General features: G+C 71.3%; 18 protein-coding genes. 13 read left to right on the top strand and 5 right to left on the bottom strand.

The genetic code is table 11. The annotated features are described in order from the left end of the window. Window positions 1-87: 87 nt before the first annotated feature. Window positions 88-1,131 (top strand): zinc-dependent alcohol dehydrogenase family protein, encoded by a 1,044-nt coding sequence (locus tag ACWGJ5_RS43990; RefSeq protein ID WP_453315224.1) that lies wholly within the window; start codon window positions 88-90, stop codon window positions 1,129-1,131. Here the strand turns inward: ACWGJ5_RS43990 and ACWGJ5_RS43985 are convergent. The 4 genes from ACWGJ5_RS43985 to ACWGJ5_RS43970 form a co-directional block, all read right to left on the bottom strand. Further along, window positions 1,112-1,675 carry a GNAT family N-acetyltransferase gene (locus tag ACWGJ5_RS43985; protein ID WP_453315223.1) on the bottom strand — a complete coding sequence of 188 codons (564 nt, stop codon included), beginning with the start codon at window positions 1,673-1,675 and terminating at the stop codon, window positions 1,112-1,114. The genes ACWGJ5_RS43990 and ACWGJ5_RS43985 overlap by 20 nt on opposite strands. A 54-nt stretch (window positions 1,676-1,729) precedes the next feature. Beyond that, on the bottom strand, window positions 1,730-1,924 hold the full coding sequence (locus ACWGJ5_RS43980; protein WP_228621751.1) for a helix-turn-helix transcriptional regulator: 195 nt from the start codon (window positions 1,922-1,924) through the stop codon (window positions 1,730-1,732). A 366-nt stretch (window positions 1,925-2,290) separates the two neighbouring features. Then, window positions 2,291-3,265: a helix-turn-helix domain-containing protein gene (locus ACWGJ5_RS43975; protein ID WP_453315222.1), complete on the bottom strand. Its 975-nt coding sequence runs from the start codon at window positions 3,263-3,265 to the stop codon at window positions 2,291-2,293. 41 nt (window positions 3,266-3,306) lie between these two features. Continuing rightward, window positions 3,307-4,224, bottom strand: a complete 918-nt coding sequence (locus ACWGJ5_RS43970; RefSeq protein WP_453315221.1) for a sugar phosphate isomerase/epimerase family protein — start codon at window positions 4,222-4,224, stop codon at window positions 3,307-3,309. A 125-nt stretch (window positions 4,225-4,349) separates the two neighbouring features. Between ACWGJ5_RS43970 and iolC the strand changes: the two genes are divergently transcribed. The 6 genes from iolC (at window position 4,350) to ACWGJ5_RS43940 (ending at window position 12,269) form a co-directional block, all read left to right on the top strand. Continuing rightward, on the top strand, window positions 4,350-5,300 hold the full coding sequence (gene iolC, locus ACWGJ5_RS43965; RefSeq protein WP_453315220.1) for a 5-dehydro-2-deoxygluconokinase: 951 nt from the start codon (window positions 4,350-4,352) through the stop codon (window positions 5,298-5,300). Window positions 5,301-5,365: 65 nt separating this feature from the next. Then, window positions 5,366-6,244 (top strand): Cgl0159 family (beta/alpha)8-fold protein, encoded by an 879-nt coding sequence (locus ACWGJ5_RS43960; RefSeq protein ID WP_453315219.1) that lies wholly within the window; start codon window positions 5,366-5,368, stop codon window positions 6,242-6,244. A gap of 7 nt (window positions 6,245-6,251) precedes the next feature. Further along, window positions 6,252-7,091, top strand: coding sequence for a 5-deoxy-glucuronate isomerase (gene iolB / locus ACWGJ5_RS43955; RefSeq protein WP_453315218.1), 840 nt, complete (start codon window positions 6,252-6,254; stop codon window positions 7,089-7,091). Then, window positions 7,088-8,968 (top strand): 3D-(3,5/4)-trihydroxycyclohexane-1,2-dione acylhydrolase (decyclizing), encoded by a 1,881-nt coding sequence (gene iolD, locus ACWGJ5_RS43950; RefSeq protein ID WP_453315217.1) that lies wholly within the window; start codon window positions 7,088-7,090, stop codon window positions 8,966-8,968. Before iolB ends, iolD begins: the two co-directional genes overlap by 4 nt. A gap of 16 nt (window positions 8,969-8,984) precedes the next feature. Beyond that, entirely contained in the window at window positions 8,985-10,487 is a 1,503-nt protein-coding gene (gene mmsA / locus ACWGJ5_RS43945) for a CoA-acylating methylmalonate-semialdehyde dehydrogenase (RefSeq protein ID WP_453315216.1), read from the top strand. A gap of 309 nt (window positions 10,488-10,796) precedes the next feature. After that, window positions 10,797-12,269, top strand: coding sequence for an APC family permease (locus ACWGJ5_RS43940; protein WP_453315215.1), 1,473 nt, complete (start codon window positions 10,797-10,799; stop codon window positions 12,267-12,269). Here ACWGJ5_RS43940 and ACWGJ5_RS43935 read toward each other — a convergent pair whose 3' ends face one another. Then, window positions 12,270-12,677: a GNAT family N-acetyltransferase gene (locus ACWGJ5_RS43935; RefSeq protein ID WP_453315214.1), complete on the bottom strand. Its 408-nt coding sequence runs from the start codon at window positions 12,675-12,677 to the stop codon at window positions 12,270-12,272. It lies immediately after the preceding gene. Window positions 12,678-12,793: 116 nt separating this feature from the next. Between ACWGJ5_RS43935 and ACWGJ5_RS43930 the strand changes: the two genes are divergently transcribed. The 6 genes from ACWGJ5_RS43930 to ACWGJ5_RS43905 all read left to right on the top strand — a co-directional run bounded on the left by ACWGJ5_RS43930 (window position 12,794) and on the right by ACWGJ5_RS43905 (window position 18,607). Continuing rightward, window positions 12,794-15,445 (top strand): alpha/beta fold hydrolase, encoded by a 2,652-nt coding sequence (locus ACWGJ5_RS43930; protein WP_453315213.1) that lies wholly within the window; start codon window positions 12,794-12,796, stop codon window positions 15,443-15,445. Continuing rightward, window positions 15,442-16,296 (top strand): ABC transporter permease, encoded by an 855-nt coding sequence (locus ACWGJ5_RS43925; protein WP_453315212.1) that lies wholly within the window; start codon window positions 15,442-15,444, stop codon window positions 16,294-16,296. Before ACWGJ5_RS43930 ends, ACWGJ5_RS43925 begins: the two co-directional genes overlap by 4 nt. A 219-nt stretch (window positions 16,297-16,515) precedes the next feature. Continuing rightward, entirely contained in the window at window positions 16,516-16,938 is a 423-nt protein-coding gene (locus ACWGJ5_RS43920; protein WP_453315211.1) for a hypothetical protein, read from the top strand. A gap of 517 nt (window positions 16,939-17,455) precedes the next feature. After that, window positions 17,456-17,791, top strand: a complete 336-nt coding sequence (locus ACWGJ5_RS43915; protein ID WP_453315210.1) for a hypothetical protein — start codon at window positions 17,456-17,458, stop codon at window positions 17,789-17,791. A 59-nt stretch (window positions 17,792-17,850) separates the two neighbouring features. Next, window positions 17,851-18,180: a hypothetical protein gene (locus tag ACWGJ5_RS43910; protein WP_453315209.1), complete on the top strand. Its 330-nt coding sequence runs from the start codon at window positions 17,851-17,853 to the stop codon at window positions 18,178-18,180. 94 nt (window positions 18,181-18,274) lie between these two features. Next, complete coding sequence (locus ACWGJ5_RS43905) at window positions 18,275-18,607, top strand: hypothetical protein (RefSeq protein WP_453315208.1); 333 nt, start codon at window positions 18,275-18,277, stop codon at window positions 18,605-18,607. Window positions 18,608-18,642 lie beyond the last annotated feature (35 nt).

Genomic DNA, 18,642 nt, shown 5'->3' with positions numbered 1-18,642 from the left:
ACCAGCCCCGACGAACGGGAACCGGCGCCACAACCCGGCGGCCCCCGAACCGTCTAGTCTGCGCGGAGGTTTCCGAAAGGAGCGCGGATGCGAGCGGTGGTGTTCGAGCGGTACGGCGAGCCGGCCGAGGTGCGGGACGTACCCGACCCGGAGCCTGTGGAGCACGGCGTCGTCGTGCGGGTCGAGGCGACCGGCCTCTGCCGAAGCGACTGGCACGGCTGGATGGGCCACGACCCCGACATCACGCTGCCGCACGTGCCCGGCCACGAACTCGCCGGTGTCGTCGAGTCGGTGGGCTCCCGGGTGACCGCGTGGCGGCCCGGCGACCGGGTCACCGTGCCGTTCGTCTGCGCCTGCGGCACCTGCCCGGCCTGCGCGGCGGGCGACCAGCAGGTGTGCGAACGCCAGACCCAGCCGGGCTTCCACCACTGGGGCTCCTTCGCCGAGTACGTCGCCCTCGACCACGCCGACGTCAACCTGGTCGCGATCCCCGACGACATGGCGTACGCCACCGCCGCCGCCCTCGGCTGCCGTTTCGCCACCGCCTTCCGCGCGGTGGTGCAGCAGGGCCGGGTGGCGGCGGGGGAGTGGGTCGCGGTGCACGGTTGCGGCGGGGTCGGGCTGTCGGCGGTGATGATCGCGGCGGCGGCCGGAGCACGCGTGGTCGCCGTCGACGTATCCCCCCAGGCCCTCGACCTGGCGCGGAAGTTCGGTGCCGCGCAGTGCCTGGACGCGACCGGCACGCCGGACACGGCCGCCGCCGTCCGCGAGCTGACCGACGGCGGCGCCCATCTTTCCCTGGACGCCCTCGGCTCGCCCGCCACCTGCGCCGCGTCCGTGAACGGCCTGCGCCGCCGGGGCCGGCATGTCCAGGTGGGCCTGCTGCCCTCGGCCGACGGCACCACCCCCGTCCCGCTGGCCCGTGCCATCGCCCTGGAACTCGAACTTCTCGGCAGCCATGGCATGGCGGCCCACACCTACGCCGGCATGCTCGGTCTGGTCCGCTCCGGCGCCCTGCGCCCCGACCTCCTGGTGACCTCCACCCTCACACTCGACGCCGCACCGGCGGCCCTCGCGGCGATGGGTACGGCACCGGGGGCCGGGGTCACGGTCATCGAGCCGTGGGGCTGAGAGCGGCCCACTCCCGGTCCCGCATCGACATGTTCACCTCGTCGGCCCACTCGCCGTCGCGCCGCTGCACCTCCCGCCGCACGCCCTCGACCACGAAACCGGCCTTCTCGTAGACCCGCCGGGCACGGGCGTTGTGGCCGTACACCTCCAACTGGACGCGGTGCAGACCGAGTTGCTCGAAGCCGTAGCCCACGATCAGCCGGGTCGCCCCGGTGCCGAGCCCGCGGCCGCGACCCCGGGGGCCGATGAGCGTGCGGAAGGTGCAGCTGCCGGCGGCCGGGTCGTACTCGTACAGGACGACCTCGCCCAGGAGCTCGCCGGTCCCCGTGTCCGTGACGGCCAGGTCGAGACGGTCGGGCGCGGTGCCCCGGGAGCCGTACCAGGACCGCACCCGCTCCAGGGTGAGTTCGTCGGACGGCTCGTAGGTGAAGCGGAGGACCTCGGGGTCGGCCATGATCTCCCACCTGACGTCGGCATCGGCCTCGGTGAAGGGCCGCAGTACGGTCTTCCGGCCGGTCAGGGTGGGTTTGACGGAGAAGCTCATGGGGGTGACCGTGCCTCACAGGTCCCGTGAGGCACAGCCGATTTGCGGTGGGGGTCAGGCACGGCCGCGGTTGCCCGGCCGGGAGGCCACCCAGGCGCGGACGGTGTCGGCGTACCAGTAGGGCTTGCCGCTCTCCACATGGTCGGGCGGAGGCAGCAGCCCGTGCTTGCGATAGGACCGTACGGTGTCCGGCTGCACTTTGATGTGCGCCGCGATCTCCTTGTAGGACCAGAGCCTTTGGTCGGTCATGAGTTGCACCTCCCTGTGCGCGCCACAGCGGCGACCGGGGGCGGTCGTCGGGGGAGCCGGGCGCTGCGCCGGCGATCACAAGCCTGCGCTCGGTGAACGACGCAGAGTGACCGGCGGTCAGTGCCTGTCGACACGATGTGACGCACAATCCGCGTACACGCGACATGTGTGACACGGAAGAGGTGTTTGTGACACAGCCGCTGCAAAGGCGTACGCCGGGGCGTCGGTGGGCGCGTTGATTCCGGGCCGAGCAGGGGGTGGCGGAACAGGTCGTCCACGGCCGGCGGAAGCGGGTCGAGAGGACGGGCCGGGTCTGCTGCGTCAGACCCGGCCCGCCGTCTCCCCCCCGACGCTCCGGCGGCCGCTTCACCCAGGGGTGCCCCCTGGATCAGTCCCCCTGGCCGCCGGAAGCCCCGCTTCTGCGGGGCGCATGATGGCCGGGCGATCAGCGTGCCGGGCCCTGCCCGCCCGGGTCTTGGAAAAAAGCGCACCGCGGCCGGGGGTGAGCAGCAGGCTGGTGGCCTCGCCCGCCAGCCGGTCGGTCACGGCGCCCGCCGCCGGCAGCCGCCGGGCCGCCAGGAACTCCCCGGGAGTGCAGCCCGTCATGGCCTTGAACTCGCCGCTGAAGTGCGCCTGGTCGTAGTAGCCGCACACCGCCGCGGTCTCCGCCTGCCCGTGCCCGGCGGCCAGCAGCCGCCGTGCCCGCTGCAGCCGCAGCACCCGGGCCGCCGCCTTCGGGGACAGACCGATCTGTTCCCGGAAGCGGTTCTCCAGGTGCCGCACGCTCCAGCCCACTTCCTCGGCCAGCCGGGGCACCGGCAGCGCGCCGGCGTGGCGCCGCAGCAGCGACCAGGCGTGCACCACCCGCTCGGACACGGGCACTCCGGCACGGAACCGCTCCAGCAGCACCCGGTCGAGCAACGCGAACCGCTCGGGCCAGCCCGGCAACGCGGCCAGCGCCCCGGCCAGTTCACCGAGACGGAACTCCTCCGCGTCCACCGACCGGTTGGCCAGCTCGTACTGAGGTGTACCGAACAACGTGAACGCGGCCCAGGGAGCGAGCAGCACCTCGACGCCGGACAGCCGGCCGCCGTGCTCACCGAGGGCGGGGGTGGTGGTCAGCCCGTTGACCACGGACACCAGCGACACCGGAGGCTGGCCGGCACGGGAGATGCGCACCGGCTGCTCGAAACCCAGCAGCAACGTGGCCGCACCGATCGGCGCCTCCAGCCGGCGGCGCGGCCGGTCGAGGCGCACCCGAACACCGCGATAACTGATCACACCGGGCCGCAACGCCGGATGGGGCCAGGCGGGCACGGTCTCCCAGGACACGCCCTCCATGCTACGAGCGGCAACCGCAACCCCCTGGCGATCAGGCGTTCCTACACCCCGCAGGACCGAAGAAACGCCCGAGTCCGCCGGGCGATGGGCAACGGCGCATCCGGCGCACACGGATACATGTCCTGCTCGACGATCGCGAACAGATCCCCGCCCAGTCGCTGCGCGGCCTCCAGCACGGGCCCCAACTCCGGTACACCACGCGGTGGTTCGCACATCACGCCCTGGGCCACCGCCGGCCCGAACGGCGTGCCCTTGGCCCGTACGTCCGCGAGGACCTCCGGATCCACCTGCTTGAGGTGCAGATACCCGATCCGTTCCCCGTACGTCTCGATCAACCGCACGCTGTCCCCGCCGCAGTACGCGTAGTGCCCGGTGTCCAGGCACAGCGACACCAGGTCGGAGTCCGTGCCGTCGAGGAAGCGGCTGACGTTCTCCTCGCTGTCGATGTGGGTGTCGGCATGCGGATGGACGACGATCGTCAGCCCGTACCGCTCCCGCACCTCCCGCCCGAGCCGCTCGGTCAGCGAGGTCAGGTTCCGCCACTGCTCGGCGGTCAGCGTGTCCGGCTCCAGCACCTCGCCCGTCTTGTCGTCCCGCCAGAAGGACGGGATGACGACGAGATGCCGGGCGCCCATCGCCTGGGTCAGTGCCGCGATGTCCGACACGTGCGCCCACGTCTTGTCCCACACGGACTCGCCGTGGTGCAGGCCCGTGAAGACGGTGCCGGCCGACACCTTCAGGCCGCGCCGCGCGGTCTCCTCCGCGAGCACGGCGGGGTCGCCGGGGAGATAGCCGTAGGGGCCGAGTTCGATCCACTCGTAGCCGGAGCCGGCCACCTCGTCGAGGAAGCGCTGCCAGGGCACCTGGCGGGGGTCGTCGGGGAACCACACGCCCCAGGAGTCGGGCGCCGATCCGATCCGGATACGGGACAGTGAGGAGGAGGGTGACAGCGACGTCATGGGCGCCAGAGTGCGGGCGCCCGGAAAGCGGTGTCAAGAGCTGGTCCGAATGTCTGGACAAAACATTGACAGGGTTCGCCGTACGGGACTAGAAAGCCGGGGAGAGTCATAACGAAGGGAAGCCGATGGCCTACGACCTGATCACCATGGGGCGGATCGGAGTGGACCTCTACCCGCTGCAGACCGGCGTCCCGCTCGCCCAGGTGTCGTCCTTCGGCAAGTTCCTCGGCGGGTCGGCGACGAACGTCGCGGTCGCCGCGGCCCGGCTGGGCCGACGCACCGCCGTGATCACCCGCACGGGCGACGACCCGTTCGGCGCCTATCTGCACGAGGCGCTGCGCGGCTTCGGCGTCGACGACCGCTGGGTCACCCCGGTCCGCGGGCTCCCGACCCCGGTCACCTTCTGCGAGGTCTTCCCGCCGGACGACTTCCCGCTCTACTTCTACCGGCAGCCCAAGGCGCCCGATCTGGAGATCGACGCCCACGACCTGGACCTCGGCGCCATCCGAGAGGCCCGTATCTTCTGGGTCACCGGCACCGGCCTGAGCGAGGAGCCGAGCCGTACGGCGACCCTCGCGGCCCTCGCCCACCGGGCGAAGGCGGGCACCACGGTGTTCGACCTCGACTGGCGGCCCATGTTCTGGTCCGACCCCGACGCGGCCCGCCTCTTCTACGCCGAAGCCCTGCGCCACACCACGGTCGCGGTCGGCAACCTGGACGAGGTGCAGGTGGCGACCGGAGTGCGTGAACCGCATGCCGCCGCCCGTGCGCTGCTCGACGCGGGCGTGGAGATCGCCGTGGTCAAGCAGGGCCCCAAGGGCGTCCTGGCGGTCAGCGCGTCCGGCGACTCCGCCGAGGTGCCGCCCCTGCCCGTCGACGTCCTCAACGGCCTCGGCGCCGGTGACGCCTTCGGCGGCTCGCTCTGCCACGGCCTGCTGGCCGGCTGGGACCTGGAGACGATCATGCGGCACGCCAACGCGGCCGGCGCCATCGTCGCCTCCCGCCTGGAGTGCTCCTCCGCGATGCCCACCCCGGACGAGGTGGCCGCCGCGCTCGACGCCGGAGCGGTGCTGTGAGGGCGGGCCGGGTCACGGGCACGCACACCGAGGGCGGGGACGCCGGACGGAGGCCCCGTGTCGATGTGGCCGAACTCGTCCGTATCCGCACCCACCACCCCGAGGCCATCGCAGAGGCCGCCGTGCGCCGGGTGCGCAGGCCGTTGCTCAACGAGAGCGGCAAGCTGATGATCGTCGCCGCCGACCACCCCGCCCGGGGTGCCCTCGGGGTCGGCGACCGCAAGCTCGCCATGGCCAACCGCGCCGACCTGCTGGAACGGCTGTGTCTGGCACTGTCCCGGCCCGGCGTGGACGGCGTCCTCGCCACCGCCGACATCCTGGACGACCTGCTCCTGCTCGGCGCCCTCGACCACAAGGTGGTCATGGGCTCCATGAACCGCGGCGGACTGCAGGGCGCCAGCTTCGAGCTGGACGACCGGTTCACCGGGCACCGCCCCGAGGACATCCAGCGGCTCGGTTTCGACGCGGGCAAACTGCTGCTGCGCATCGACTACGACGACCCCGGCTCCCTGACCACCCTGGAGTCCACCGCCCGCGCCATCGACGACATGGCCGCGCGCCGGCTGCCCGTCTTCGTCGAGCCGTTCATCAGCCGCCGCACCCCCGAGGGGAAGGTCGGCAACGACCTGTCGGCCGAGGCGGTCACCAAGTCCATCGCCATCGCCTCCGGCCTCGGCGGCTCCTCCGCCTACACCTGGCTGAAGGTGCCGGTCACGCAGAACCCCGACGACATGGCCCGGGTCATGGAGACCTCCACCCTGCCGGCCGTGCTGCTCGGCGGTGACATCGGCGACTCGCCCGAGGACCAGGTCGCCGCCTACGAGAAGTGGCGCGGCGCGCTCCAACTCCCCACCGTGCGCGGCCTGGTGGTCGGCCGCTCGCTGCTGTACCCGGCGGACGGCGATGTGGCCGCGGCCGTGGACACCGCCGTAGGACTGCTGTGAGGGCCGCATGACCAGCACCGATCTGCATCTGCCCAGGGGCGCCACCGCGAACGCCCAGTACGCCGTCGACATCGACCCCAAGTTGGCCGGCTGGACACACAGCAGCCTGCGCGTGGTCGAGCTGGCGCCCGGCGGCAGCCATACGTTCACCACCGGGGACAGCGAGTGGATCGTGCTTCCGCTGGAAGGCGGATGTACCGTGCGAATCGAGACCGCATCGTCCGAGAAGGGCGAGTTCCAACTCCTGGGTAGGGAAAGCGTGTTCGCGGACGTCTCCGACTTCGCGTACGCGCCCCGCGACTCCCGGGTCCAGATCGCCTCCGGCGCGGGAGGCCGCTTCGCCCTGGCAGGAGCGAAGTGCGAGCGACGACTCCCCGCCCGCTACGGCCCCGCGCCGGAGGTCCCCGTCGAGGAGCGCGGCAGCGGACACTGCGCGCGCCGGGTGCGCAACTTCGCCTCCGCGGACTCCTTCGACTGCGACCGGCTGATCGCCGTGGAGGTGATCACGCCGGGCGGCAACTGGTCGTCGTACCCGCCGCACAAGCACGACGAGCACCGGCCGGGCGAGGAGTCCGAGCTGGAGGAGATCTACTACTTCGAGATCGACGGCCCGAACGGACTCGGCTACCAGCGCGTGTTCCCCTCGCGCGAGGGCGGCTCCGACGTCCTCGCCGAGGTCCGTTCCGGCGACGCCGTCCTCGTCCCCGACGGCTGGCACGGCCCGTCCATCGCCCAGCCCGGGCACGACATGTACTACCTGAACGTCATGGCGGGCCCGGGCGAGACCCGGGAGTGGCGGATCTGCTTCCACCCGGCCCACATAGAAAGCGCAGAGGGGTACCGATGACGACGACCCGGCTGACCGTCGCGCAGGCGCTGGTCCGCTTCCTGGCCGCCCAATACACCGAACGCGACGGCGAGCGGCAGCGGCTGATCGGCGCCACCTGGGGCATCTTCGGCCACGGCAATGTCGCGGGCCTCGGCCAGGCGCTGATCGAGTACGCCGACGTCATGCCGTACCACCAGGGCCGCAACGAGCAGTCCATGGTGCACGCGGCGGTCGGCTACGCCCGCCAGTCGAACCGCCTGTCCACGCACGCGGTGACGACGTCGATCGGCCCGGGCGCGACCAACCTGGTCACGGGCGCCGCCCTGGCCACCGTCAACCACCTGCCGGTCCTGCTCCTGCCGGGCGACGTCTTCGCCACCCGCCCCGCCGACCCGGTCCTGCAGCAGCTGGAGGTGCCGTACGCGGGCGATGTGTCGGTCAACGACACCCTGCGCCCGGTGTCGAAGTACTTCGACCGCATCACCCGCCCGGAAGCCCTGATCCCGAGCGCCCTGCAGGCCATGCGGGTCCTCACCGACCCGGTGGAGACCGGCGCGGTCACCCTCGCCCTGCCGCAGGACGTGCAGGCGGAGGCCTTCGACTGGCCGGAGGAGTTCTTCGCCGAGCGCGTGTGGACGGTACGCCGGCCGGGCGCGGACCCGACCGAGCTGGCCGAGGCGGTCCGGGCGATCCGCGAGGCACGCCGGCCGCTGGTCATCGCGGGCGGCGGGGTCCACCACAGCCGCGCCGAGCAGGCCCTCGCCGAGTTCGCGGCGGCCACCCGCATCCCGGTCGCCTCCACCCAGGCGGGCAAGGGCTCCCTGCGCCACGACCACCCGCAGGACGTCGGCGGGGTCGGCCACACCGGCACCGCGACCGCCGACGAGCTGGCCCGCACCGCCGACCTGGTGATCGGCGTCGGCACCCGCTACACCGACTTCACCACCGCCTCCGGCACCCTCTTCGAGAACCCGGACGTCCGCTTCCTCAACCTCAACGTCGCGCCGTACGACGGCCACAAGCTGTCCGGACTCCCGCTGGTCGCCGACGCCCGCAGCGGCCTGGGCGAGCTGACCGAGGCGCTGGTGATGCACGGGCACGAGGTCGCGGAGTCGTACGTCGCCGAGTACACCGAGGACAAGGAGCGCTGGGAGCAGCGCGTCGACGCCTGCTTCGAGGCCGAGGAACCCGACGTACGGCCGACCCAGCCGCAGGTCATCGGCGCCCTGGACGCCCTGGTGGACGAGTCGGACGTCATCATCAACGCGGCCGGTTCGCTCCCGGGCGATCTGCACAAGCTGTGGCGGGCGCGGTCGTACGACCAGTACCACCTGGAGTACGGCTACTCCTGCATGGGCTACGAGATCCCGGCCGCGCTCGGCGTGAAGCTGGCCGCGCCGGAGCGGAACGTGTGGGCACTGGTCGGCGACGGCACGTATCTGATGATGCCGACGGAGATCGTGACGGCCGTGCAGGAGGGCGTGGCGATCAAGATCCTGCTGGTGCAGAACCACGGGTACGCCTCCATCGGCGGGCTCTCGGAGTCGGTGGGCGGCGAGCGGTTCGGCACCGCCTACCGGTTCCAGGCCGGGGACGGGACGTTCACGGGCGCCCCGCTGCCGGTCGACCTCGCCGCCAACGCGGCCAGCCTGGGTATGCGGGTGCTGCGCGCGAAGACCGTACGGGAGCTGCGGGCTGCGCTCGCCGAGGCGCGCGCCGCCGACACTCCCACATGTGTCTACGTGGAGACCGAAACGTCCGACACTGTGTCGGGCGCGCCTCCGGCGCAGGCCTGGTGGGATGTTCCTGTGGCCGAGACCGCGACCCGACCGTCGGCGGTCAAGGCACGAGAGCTGTACGAACGGCACGTCTCGACCCGACGCCGCCATCTGTAATAAGGAGTCTCTGGGCATGACGAAGATCGTCAACCACTGGATCGGCGGGAAGACCGTCGAAGGCGCGTCGGGCACGTACGGGCCGGTCACCGACCCGGCGACCGGCGCGGTCACCACGAAGGTCGCGTTCGCGTCGGTCGACGAGGTCGACGCCGCGGTCGCCGTGGCGAAGGACGCCTATCTGAGCTGGGGCCAGTCCTCGCTGGCCCAGCGGACCACCATCCTCTTCCGGTTCCGTGCGCTGCTCGACGCCCACCGCGACGAGATCGCCGAGCTGATCACCGCCGAGCACGGCAAGGTGCACTCCGACGCGCTCGGCGAGGTCGCGCGCGGTCTGGAGATCGTGGACCTGGCCTGTGGCATCAACGTCCAGCTGAAGGGCGAGCTGTCCACGCAGGTCGCCAGCCGGGTCGACGTGGCCGCGATCCGCCAGCCGCTCGGTGTCGTCGCCGGCATCACGCCGTTCAACTTCCCGGCGATGGTCCCGATGTGGATGTTCCCCATCGCCATCGCGTGCGGCAACACGTTCGTGCTGAAGCCGAGCGAGAAGGACCCGTCTGCCTCCGTCCGGATCGCCGAGCTGCTGTCCGAGGCGGGTCTGCCGGACGGCGTCTTCAACGTCGTCCACGGCGACAAGGTGGCCGTGGACCGCCTGCTGGAGCACCCCGACGTCAAGGCGGTGTCGTTCGTCGGCTCCACCCCGATCGCCCGCTACATCCACACCACGGCCTCCGCCAACGGCAAGCGGGTGCAGGCCCTGGGCGGCGCCAAGAACCACATGCTGGTCCTGCCGGACGCCGACCTGGACGCGGCGGCCGACGCGGCGGTCTCGGCGGCCTACGGCTCGGCGGGCGAGCGCTGCATGGCCATCTCGGCGGTCGTGGCCGTGGGCGCGATCGGCGACACGCTGGTGGAGAAGATCCGCGAGCGCGCCGAGAAGATCAAGATCGGTCCGGGCAACGACCCGACGTCCGAGATGGGCCCGCTGATCACCGCGGCCCACCGCGACAAGGTCGCGTCCTATGTGTCGGGTGCCGCCGGCGAGGGCGCCGAGGTGGTCCTGGACGGCACCGGCTACACAGTCGAGGGCTTCGAGGACGGCCACTGGATCGGCATCTCGCTGCTGGACAAGGTGCCGACCAGCGCCAAGGCCTACCAGGACGAGATCTTCGGCCCGGTGCTGTGCGTGCTGCGCGTGGACACCTACGAGGACGGCGTGGCGCTCATCAACGCCTCGCCGTTCGGCAACGGCACCGCGATCTTCACGCGGGACGGCGGCGCGGCCCGCCGCTTCCAGCTGGAGATCGAGGCCGGCATGGTCGGCGTGAACGTGCCGATCCCGGTGCCGGTGGGCTACCACTCCTTCGGCGGCTGGAAGGACTCGCTCTTCGGCGACCACCACATCTACGGCAACGACGGCACGCACTTCTACACCCGCGGCAAGGTCGTCACCACGCGCTGGCCCGACCCGGCCGACGCCCCGGCGGGCGTGGACCTGGGCTTCCCGCGCAACCACTGAGCGACCGACAGGGACTGAGAGGGTCTGACAGGGCCGTCCGCTATACGGACGGCCCTGTTTTTTTGTGCGGGGACGCTGCGATTCTCGTACGGCCGCAAGGGCCCGCCCATAGGGACCGTTGATACGAGAATCGGCGATTGGCCGCTTCTTTGCTGCGGATTTCGTAGGTGAACACCCATTGACGCGGCGGTTTTCGTCGGGGTTCCATTCAGCCGCCGGGAGCGGACCAGAGCATGTACGACCAGCCGCCGGAGGCGATAGCGCTCCCGACCCCCACCCTCACTCGCACGAGTCGATCGGAACCGCCGTATGACCGACACGCTCCGCTCTGTCGACCCAGCCGTCATAGCCGCTCCTGACAGCCCTCAGAAACTCAAGCGGTCCATCGGCGTCGTCGGCGGCACCCTGCTCACCCTCTCGTGCGTCACGCCCGCCTCCACGCTCTTCGTGATCGTGCCCGACCTGTTCTCCAGCCTGGGCACGGCGACGGCGCTCTGCCTCGCCATCGGCGCGCTCCTCTGTATCCCCGTGGCCTTCTGCTACTCGGAGCTGGGCACCCTCGTCCCCAGCGCGGGCGGCGAGTACGCGATCGTCTCCACCCTCGCCGGACGGCTCGCCGGCTGGCTGGCCTTCGTGATGTCGCTGCTCGTCGTGATGATCGTCCCCCCGGTCATCGCCATGGGCACCGCCGACTACCTCGCCCCCATCGTCCACCTCGACCCGTCCATGACGGGCGCCGGCGTGATGATCGCGGCGACCCTCGCCGGTCTGCTGGACCTGCGCGCCAACGCCTGGATCACCGGCATCTTCCTGGTCCTGGAGGTCGTCGCCGCCGGAGTCGTCGCCCTGCTCGGCTTCACCCACGCCCACCGCGGTGCCGGCAGCCTCGTGAGCTCGCTGCAGGTCGCCGGTGAGCACACGCACGTCACCCCGGTCACGGCCATGATGGTCCTCTCCGGGCTCGCCATCGCCCTCTTCGCCACCCAGGGCTTCTCCACCGCCATCTACCTCTCCGAGGAACTGGAGAACCCGCGCCGCAGCGTCGCCCGTACCGTCCTCGCGACCCTCGCCATCTCCAGCGTCGTCATCCTGGTGCCGGTCGTGGCGATCACCCTCGGCGCCGGTGACCTCAAGACGCTGACCGGCGGCGACATCTCCAGCATGGTCATCGCCTGGAGCAACTCGGCCGTCGGCACCTTCGTCAGCCTGTGCGTCGCCCTAGCGATCATCAACGCGGGCATCGTCATGGTCATCCAGAACTCCCGCGTCCTGTTCGCCTCCGCCCGCGACAAGGCCTGGCCCTCCCCGGTCAACAACGCCCTCGCCAAGCTCGGCCGGTTCGGCTCCCCCTGGGTCGCCACCCTCGTCGTCGGCATCCCCGGCGCCTTCCTCTGCTTCGTCAACCTGGACACCCTCTACGGCGTCACCGGCGTCGCCGTCACCGGCCTGTACCTGCTGGTCGCGATCGCCTCGCTGCTGTCCCGGCGCGGCGCGCACGGCACCAGGAAGGCGTGGCGGATGCCGCTGTGGCCGACGATGCCGGTCCTGCTGATCGCCGTCCTCGTCTACGTCCTGGTCGAGCAGGACCCGACGTACCTGTGGTGGACCGGCGGCATCACCGCCGTCGCCACCCTCTACTGGGCCTTCTATCTCCGCCCGCGCCGCGAGACCCGCTGGGTGGTGTCCCTCCCGGAGGACATCCGGCCGGCCGAGGAGGAGCAGCTCGCCGAGGGCGCGCCGGTCGCGCCGGCCACGCCGCTCGCCGAGAGCGCGCAGGCCTAGTCAGAACTCCCAGGTCATCACCCTGCACGAAGCGTCGTCCTTGCCGCCCGCGCTGCGATAGGCGGCAAGGGCGACGTCGTTTCCGGTGTCCACCCCGACCCACATGCCGTAGCAGCCGCGCTCGCGGGCCAGGGCGGCCAGCCGCTGCACCAGCGCCCGCCCGATGCCCCGGCGCCGGTACGGCTCCGCCACCGCCAGCTCGTACAGGAACATCTCGGTGCCCTTGTCGGGGTGGACCGTCTCGACTGCGCTGACGAAGCCGACCGGCCCGCCGTCGGCGTACGCCAGCAGCAGATGGTGCCCGGCGGTGGTGAGGAAACGCTCCGCCCACTCCGGACGCGCCGGGTTGTCGAACAGGTGACCGGCGGCGACGACTTCGGCGACGGCGGTGGCCCGGCGAATGTCCATGCGCCTTCGTACCACGGCTGGTGTACGCCGGGCAGACCATGTACTCCTGCGGGAGGGGCCGGGGTTCAGCCCAGCGGCCTCAGCGGTTGTCGGTGGCGGCCCGTACCGTTGAGGGCATGGATCTTCGGGTGCCCCCGGTGCGGGGGCTGCTCAAGGGGCCGCGTCGGCTGCTCGCCGCCGCGGCCGCCGTCGTGGTGCTGGCCGGTGCCGGTACGTGGACGGCCGCCGCATCCGGTGACACACCCCCGGTGCACAGGACCGACCAGGTCGTGGCCGTCGACGGCGTCCGCCTGGACACGTCGTACTTCACTCCGGCCACCTCCGGACGGCACCCCGCCGTCCTGCTGGCGCACGGCTTCGGCGGCAGCAAGGACGACATGCGCCAGCAGGCCGAGAACCTCGCCGGGGACGGGTACGCGGTCCTGACGTGGTCCGCGCGCGGCTTCGGGAAGTCCACCGGCAAGATCGGGCTCAACGACCCCGAGGGCGAGGTCACCGACGTCTCCCGGCTCATCGACTGGCTGGCCAAACGGCCCGAGGTCCAGCTCGACAAACCCGGCGACCCGCGCGTGGGCATGGCCGGCGGCTCCTACGGCGGCGCGATCTCCCTGCTCACCGCCGGATACGACCACCGGGTGGACGCCATCGCCCCGGCCATCACCTACTGGAACCTCGCGGACGCCCTGTTCCCGAACGGCGTGTTCAAGAAACTGTGGGCCGGCGTCTTCTTCAACACCGGTGGCGGCTGCGCCCGTTTCGAGCCCGCGCTGTGCCGGATGTACGACAGGGTCGCCGAGTCCGGCACCCCGGACGCGGCCGCTCGCAAACTGCTGGAGGAGCGCTCGCCGTCGGCCGTCGGCGCCCGCATCCGGGTGCCCGCCCTGCTGGTGCAGGGCCAGACGGACTCCCTGTTCACCCTCGGCCAGTCCGACGCCGCCGAGAGGGCGATCCGGGCGAACGGCGCCCCCGTCGCCGTCGACTGGATCGCGGGCGGCCACGACGGCGGCGACATGGAGACCGGCCGGGTCCAGGCACGCGTACGTGCGTGGTTCGACCGCTATCTGAAGGGCGACGCCTCGCCCGGCACCGGCCCGGCCTTCCGCATCACCCGCACCGGCGGCGTGAACTCCACCGACGGCACCGCCCAGCTGCGCGGCGCGACCGCCGGCGCCTACCCCGGCCTGCGCGACCACCCGCGCCGCATCGCCCTGACCGGCGGCACCGGGCAGCAGGTCGCCAACCCGGCCGGTGCCAGCCCGCCCGGCGTCTCCGCCCTGCCCGGCCTCGGCGGCTTCGGCGGCCTCACCCAGCTGTCCTCGCTCGGCCTCGGCGTCTCCCTCGACTTCCCCGGCCAGTACGCGACGTTCGACTCCGCGCGGCTCACCCGCGACCTGCAGATCACCGGCACCCCGACCGCGACCGTCCACATCACCTCGACCAGCGACGACGCAGTCCTCTTCGGCAAGGTCTACGACGTCGGCCCCGACGGCACCCAGCAGGTGCTGCCCTCCCAGCTCGTCACCCCTTTCCGGGTCACGGGCGCCAAGTCCGGCAAGGACGTCACGGTCACCCTCCCGGCCATCGACCACGAGGTGCAGAAGGGCCACCGGCTCCGTCTTGTCGTCGCCTCCACCGACCTCGGCTACGCCTCCCCGGTCGCTCCGGCCACCTACACCGTCTCCCTCAAGGGAGAGTTGAGCGTGCCGACGGCCCCCGCCGTCACCACCGCCGCGGCACCCCTGCCCGCCTGGGTCTGGTGGCTGCCGGCGGCCGGCGCGGCGGTGGCGCTCGCCCTGCTGCTCACCGCCCGCCGCCGTACGGCCACCCCCGCCCCCGATCCCGAGCTGGCCGAAGTCCCGCTCGTCATCAAGGACTTGAGCAAGCGGTACGCCAGATCCGCCGACCGGTACGCGGTGCGCGAGCTGTCCTTCCGGGTGGAGAAGGGCCAGGTGCTCGGCCTCCTCGGACCCAACGGCGCGGGAAAGACCACCACCCTGCGCATGCTCATGGGCCTCATCAGCCCCGACGACGGCGAGATCCGCGTCTTCGGCCACGCGATCCGGCCCGGCGCACCCGTGCTGTCGAGGGTCGGCGCCTTCGTGGAGGGCGCGGGCTTCCTGCCGCACCTGTCCGGCCGGGAGAACCTGGAGCTGTACTGGCGGGCCACCGGCCGCCCGCCGGAGGACGCCCACCTGGACGAGGCGTTGGAGATCGCCGGGCTCGGCGACGCGCTCGCCCGCGCGGTGCGCACCTACTCGCAGGGCATGCGCCAGCGCCTCGCCATCGCCCAGGCCATGCTCGGCCTGCCCGACCTGCTCATCCTCGACGAGCCCACCAACGGCCTCGACCCGCCCCAGATACGCGAGATGCGCGAGGTGATGATCCGCTACGCGGCCGGCGGCCGCACGGTGATCGTCTCCAGCCATCTCCTCGCCGAGGTCGAGCAGTCCTGCACCCACCTGGTGGTGATGGACCGCGGCCGGCTCGTCCAGGCCGGTCCCGTCGGCGAGATCGTCGGATCCGGCGACACACTGCTCGTGGGCACCGCCAGACCCGTGGAGGAGCCGGTCGTGGAGAAGGTGACCGCGCTGGCCGGCGTCGCCTCCGCCGTGCGCACCGACGACGGGCTGCTGATCCGGCTGAACCCCGGCGGCACGGCCGAGCGACTGGTCGCGGAGCTGGTGCGGCTGGAGGTGCCGGTCGCCTCGGTCGGCCCGCACCGCCGCCTGGAAGACGCCTTCCTCACCCTGATCGGAGGTTCCGCATGAGCACGCTCACCGAGGTCGCCTCCGGCTTTTCGACGCGGCACACCCTGCCCCTGCGGGTGGAGCTGGTCCGTCAGCTCAAGCGGCGCCGCACCCTGGTCATGGGCGCCGTCCTCGCCCTGCTGCCGTTCGTGCTGCTGATCGCCTTCGCGATCGGCGGCGACCCGTCGAGCCGCGACGGCCGGATCACCCTGATGGACACGGCCACCGCCTCGGGCGCCAACTTCGCCGCGGTGAACCTGTTCGTCTCGGCTGGCTTCCTGCTGGTGATCCCGGTCGCCCTGTTCTGCGGGGACACGGTCGCCTCGGAGGCGAGCTGGTCCTCCCTGCGCTATCTGCTCGCCGCACCCGTGCCCCGCGCCCGGCTGCTGTGGTCCAAGCTGGCCGTGGCGCTCGGGCTGAGCCTCGCCGCGATGATCCTGCTCCCGGTGGTCGCCCTCGCGGTCGGTACGGCGGCCTACGGCTGGGGCCCGCTGCAGATACCGACGGGCGGCGCGCTCGACACCGGCACGGCGACGCAGCGCCTCGCGCTGACCGTGGCGTACGTCTTCGTGTCCCAACTGGTCACCGCAGGGCTCGCGTTCTGGCTGTCGACGAAGACGGACGCCCCGCTCGGCGCGGTCGGCGGCGCGGTCGGCCTGACCATCGTCGGCAACGTCCTGGACGCCGTCACCGCGCTCGGCCACTGGCGCGACTTCCTGCCCGCGCACTGGCAGTTCGCCTGGGCCGACGCCGTCCAGCCGCACCCGGAGTGGTCCGGCATGATCCAGGGTGCCTCGATCTCCCTGACGTACGCGCTGGTGCTGTTCGCCCTGGCGTTCAGGGGATTCGCCCGCAAGGACGTGGTGTCATAATTTTCTTTTCGGCCGGTATATCGATTGCCTCATGCTTGAAACACCATACGATCAATCGTTTCGCCGAACAGATGTGAATCCCTCCGGGGGGAACCGGGTAATGCGCTTCTTCACTCCCTATGTATTCATGCGTATGGAGTAGCGCCTCGCTTTGAGCTGGCTGCGGACTGCTATGTTCTGCGTCTGTCGGATCAGAGGTAACTTCAAGTGAGGTGAATCATGAAGAAGGCAGTTTTCACCACTGCGGCGTTGGCCATTGGTGCGGGTCTTGTGGGTGGTTCCGCCGTGGCGGCTTCGGCCGTCACCAAGGCACCTGCCCACGAAAACACCGGCCCGCTCGGCCTCATGTCCCAGACCGAGGTGACTCCGGCGCTCGTGCCCGCCGCCGACACGGTGATGCGCGTGGCCAAGCAGGGGAATCTCACCAAGGGCAGCGCGTTCGACGAGAGCCAGTCGGCGACCGTCACCGGTAAGAACAAGGCGGCCAAGGTCTCCGGGGTGTACCTGGACGGTATGGGCCGCAGCAGCAACAAGAAGCCCGCAATTCCGGTGAAGAATCCGCTCGGCACCGGCGCCGTGCAGGTCCACCCGCTGAACGGGCCGACCAGCGCCGGTGTCGGCAGCCTGTTCAACCAGGCGTGATACGGAAACCGCCAGAAGTCGGCGCGGCGGAAGTCTTCCCGTTCGCCGTGCTTTCGCTGCCATGTGCTCCCCTCTGTTCGCGACACAGAGGTGGGACCGGAATTCCGACACTCTGATCCGGTTCCGGTCCGCCGGAGATCCCGATCCGCGGGCGACGCCGCAGCGCCGCGGGACGGATCGCCCGGTGGCCGCGTGGTACGGCCACCGTCCGGCGCCTCGAAGCCGCAGGCCCAGAGGTCGCAGTCGGACCATTTAGCTCCACATCCGCCCGGCGCTCGATTGCGTGCGGGCGAAATGCCGAAAAGCCTGTCCGGCCCACTGGACTCCTCCTTGCCAGTGGGCCGGACGCACGTCGGTTGAAATTCCGGCGCGTGCGTCCGGGTGAACGGTGCGCGGCGTCGCTGAGCCATCCGGTGGAATCCAGCGCGAATGGGCCTTGTCCGCGTGACTTTTCGCCACATGTTTCGGTTTCTTGCTATGTAAGCGCGGCTTACCGTGAATCCAGGAAGGAACCGAGTTGACCAGGAAGTTCGCGGTCGTCACTGCACTCGCCCTTAGCGCGCTCTGCGGCAGCGCTGGCGTTGCCTCCGCCCACTCGAACACGACCAACGTCACTGGTGGTGACGGCTTTTCGGAGTCCCCGGTCGTCGTGAACGCCCCTCAGCAGGGGGTGGTTGTCGTCAACGGCGCGCTCATCGACGGCCGCTGCATCGCGCCGTGGTCCAACGGCGCCGTCGGCGCCGCCATCGGCGGCGCCGCGACCATCGCGCCGAACTCGCACTACGCCACCTGCGACACCGCGCCGGTCGACGAGTCGCAGAAGGCCGGTTACCAGGGCGGCCTGCTCTTCTGACCCCTGCTTCGAGTCATTCCGAGCAGGTGAACCCCCTCGCAGTCCGGAAAGGACACTCCATGCGTAACAAGGTTACGGCCATCTCCGCCCTCGCCGCGGGCGTCGTCCTCGCGGCCGCCGGCACTGCCGCAGCCGACAACTGCACGACAGTCACCGGCGGCAACGGCTTCTCGTCGTCCCCGGTTGTCGTGAACGCCCCGCAGCAGGGCGCCGTCGTGTCCAACGGCACGCTCGCCGACCTGCGCTGCGTCGCGCCCTGGTCCGACGGCGCCGTCGGCGTCCTCGGCGGCGCCGCGACCATCGTGCCGAACTCGCACTACGCCGCGTGCGACACGGCCAAGGTCGACGAGTCGCAGAAGGCTCCGTACACCGGCGGCCTGCTCTTCTGAGCCCCCTTTGCGCTCCGAACCATCCCGGAGCAGGGCGGGGACGTCGGCAGACGTTCCCGCCCGACCTGCCCCCTCCCATCCGAAAGGCGCATCTATGCGTAAGAAGGTTACGGCCCTGTCCGTCCTGGCAGCGGGCCTCGTCCTGGCGGCCGGTGGCGCCGCTGCGGCCGACGACAACAACACCAACGTCACCGGCGGAAACGGTTTCTCGGAGTCTCCGGTCGTCGTGAACTCCCCTCAGCAGGGCCTTCTCGTCTCCAACGGCTCGCTCATCGACGGCCGCTGCATCGCGCCGTGGTCCAACGGTTCCGTCGGCGTCCTCGGTGGCGCCGGTGTCGCCGCGCCGAACTCGCACTACGCTGCCTGCGACACCGCGGCGGTCGACGAGTCGCAGCAGGCCCCGTACACCGGCGGCCTCCTGTTCTGAGCAGCCCCCAGCCTGGCGGCCCGCCGAGCGTCGGC

Source organism: Streptomyces sp. NPDC054783 (genome assembly GCF_053611725.1).
The sequence above is the reverse complement of the archived record's forward strand: the minus strand, read 5'-3'. Positions and strand labels throughout refer to the sequence as shown.

Bases quoted from the DNA above. Each gene is read 5' to 3' on its own strand.
- ACWGJ5_RS43990 (WP_453315224.1), top strand. From the start codon at position 88: ATGCGAGCGGTGGTGTTCGAGCGGTACGGCGAGCCGGCCGAGGTGCGG.
- ACWGJ5_RS43985 (WP_453315223.1), bottom strand. From the start codon at position 1,675: ATGAGCTTCTCCGTCAAACCCACCCTGACCGGCCGGAAGACCGTACTG.
- ACWGJ5_RS43980 (WP_228621751.1), bottom strand. From the start codon at position 1,924: ATGACCGACCAAAGGCTCTGGTCCTACAAGGAGATCGCGGCGCACATC.
- ACWGJ5_RS43975 (WP_453315222.1), bottom strand. From the start codon at position 3,265: ATGGAGGGCGTGTCCTGGGAGACCGTGCCCGCCTGGCCCCATCCGGCG.
- ACWGJ5_RS43970 (WP_453315221.1), bottom strand. From the start codon at position 4,224: ATGACGTCGCTGTCACCCTCCTCCTCACTGTCCCGTATCCGGATCGGA.
- iolC (WP_453315220.1), top strand. From the start codon at position 4,350: ATGGCCTACGACCTGATCACCATGGGGCGGATCGGAGTGGACCTCTAC.
- iolB (WP_453315218.1), top strand. From the start codon at position 6,252: ATGACCAGCACCGATCTGCATCTGCCCAGGGGCGCCACCGCGAACGCC.
- iolD (WP_453315217.1), top strand. From the start codon at position 7,088: ATGACGACGACCCGGCTGACCGTCGCGCAGGCGCTGGTCCGCTTCCTG.
- mmsA (WP_453315216.1), top strand. From the start codon at position 8,985: ATGACGAAGATCGTCAACCACTGGATCGGCGGGAAGACCGTCGAAGGC.
- ACWGJ5_RS43940 (WP_453315215.1), top strand. From the start codon at position 10,797: ATGACCGACACGCTCCGCTCTGTCGACCCAGCCGTCATAGCCGCTCCT.
- ACWGJ5_RS43935 (WP_453315214.1), bottom strand. From the start codon at position 12,677: ATGGACATTCGCCGGGCCACCGCCGTCGCCGAAGTCGTCGCCGCCGGT.
- ACWGJ5_RS43930 (WP_453315213.1), top strand. From the start codon at position 12,794: ATGGATCTTCGGGTGCCCCCGGTGCGGGGGCTGCTCAAGGGGCCGCGT.
- ACWGJ5_RS43925 (WP_453315212.1), top strand. From the start codon at position 15,442: ATGAGCACGCTCACCGAGGTCGCCTCCGGCTTTTCGACGCGGCACACC.
- ACWGJ5_RS43920 (WP_453315211.1), top strand. From the start codon at position 16,516: ATGAAGAAGGCAGTTTTCACCACTGCGGCGTTGGCCATTGGTGCGGGT.
- ACWGJ5_RS43910 (WP_453315209.1), top strand. From the start codon at position 17,851: ATGCGTAACAAGGTTACGGCCATCTCCGCCCTCGCCGCGGGCGTCGTC.
- ACWGJ5_RS43905 (WP_453315208.1), top strand. From the start codon at position 18,275: ATGCGTAAGAAGGTTACGGCCCTGTCCGTCCTGGCAGCGGGCCTCGTC.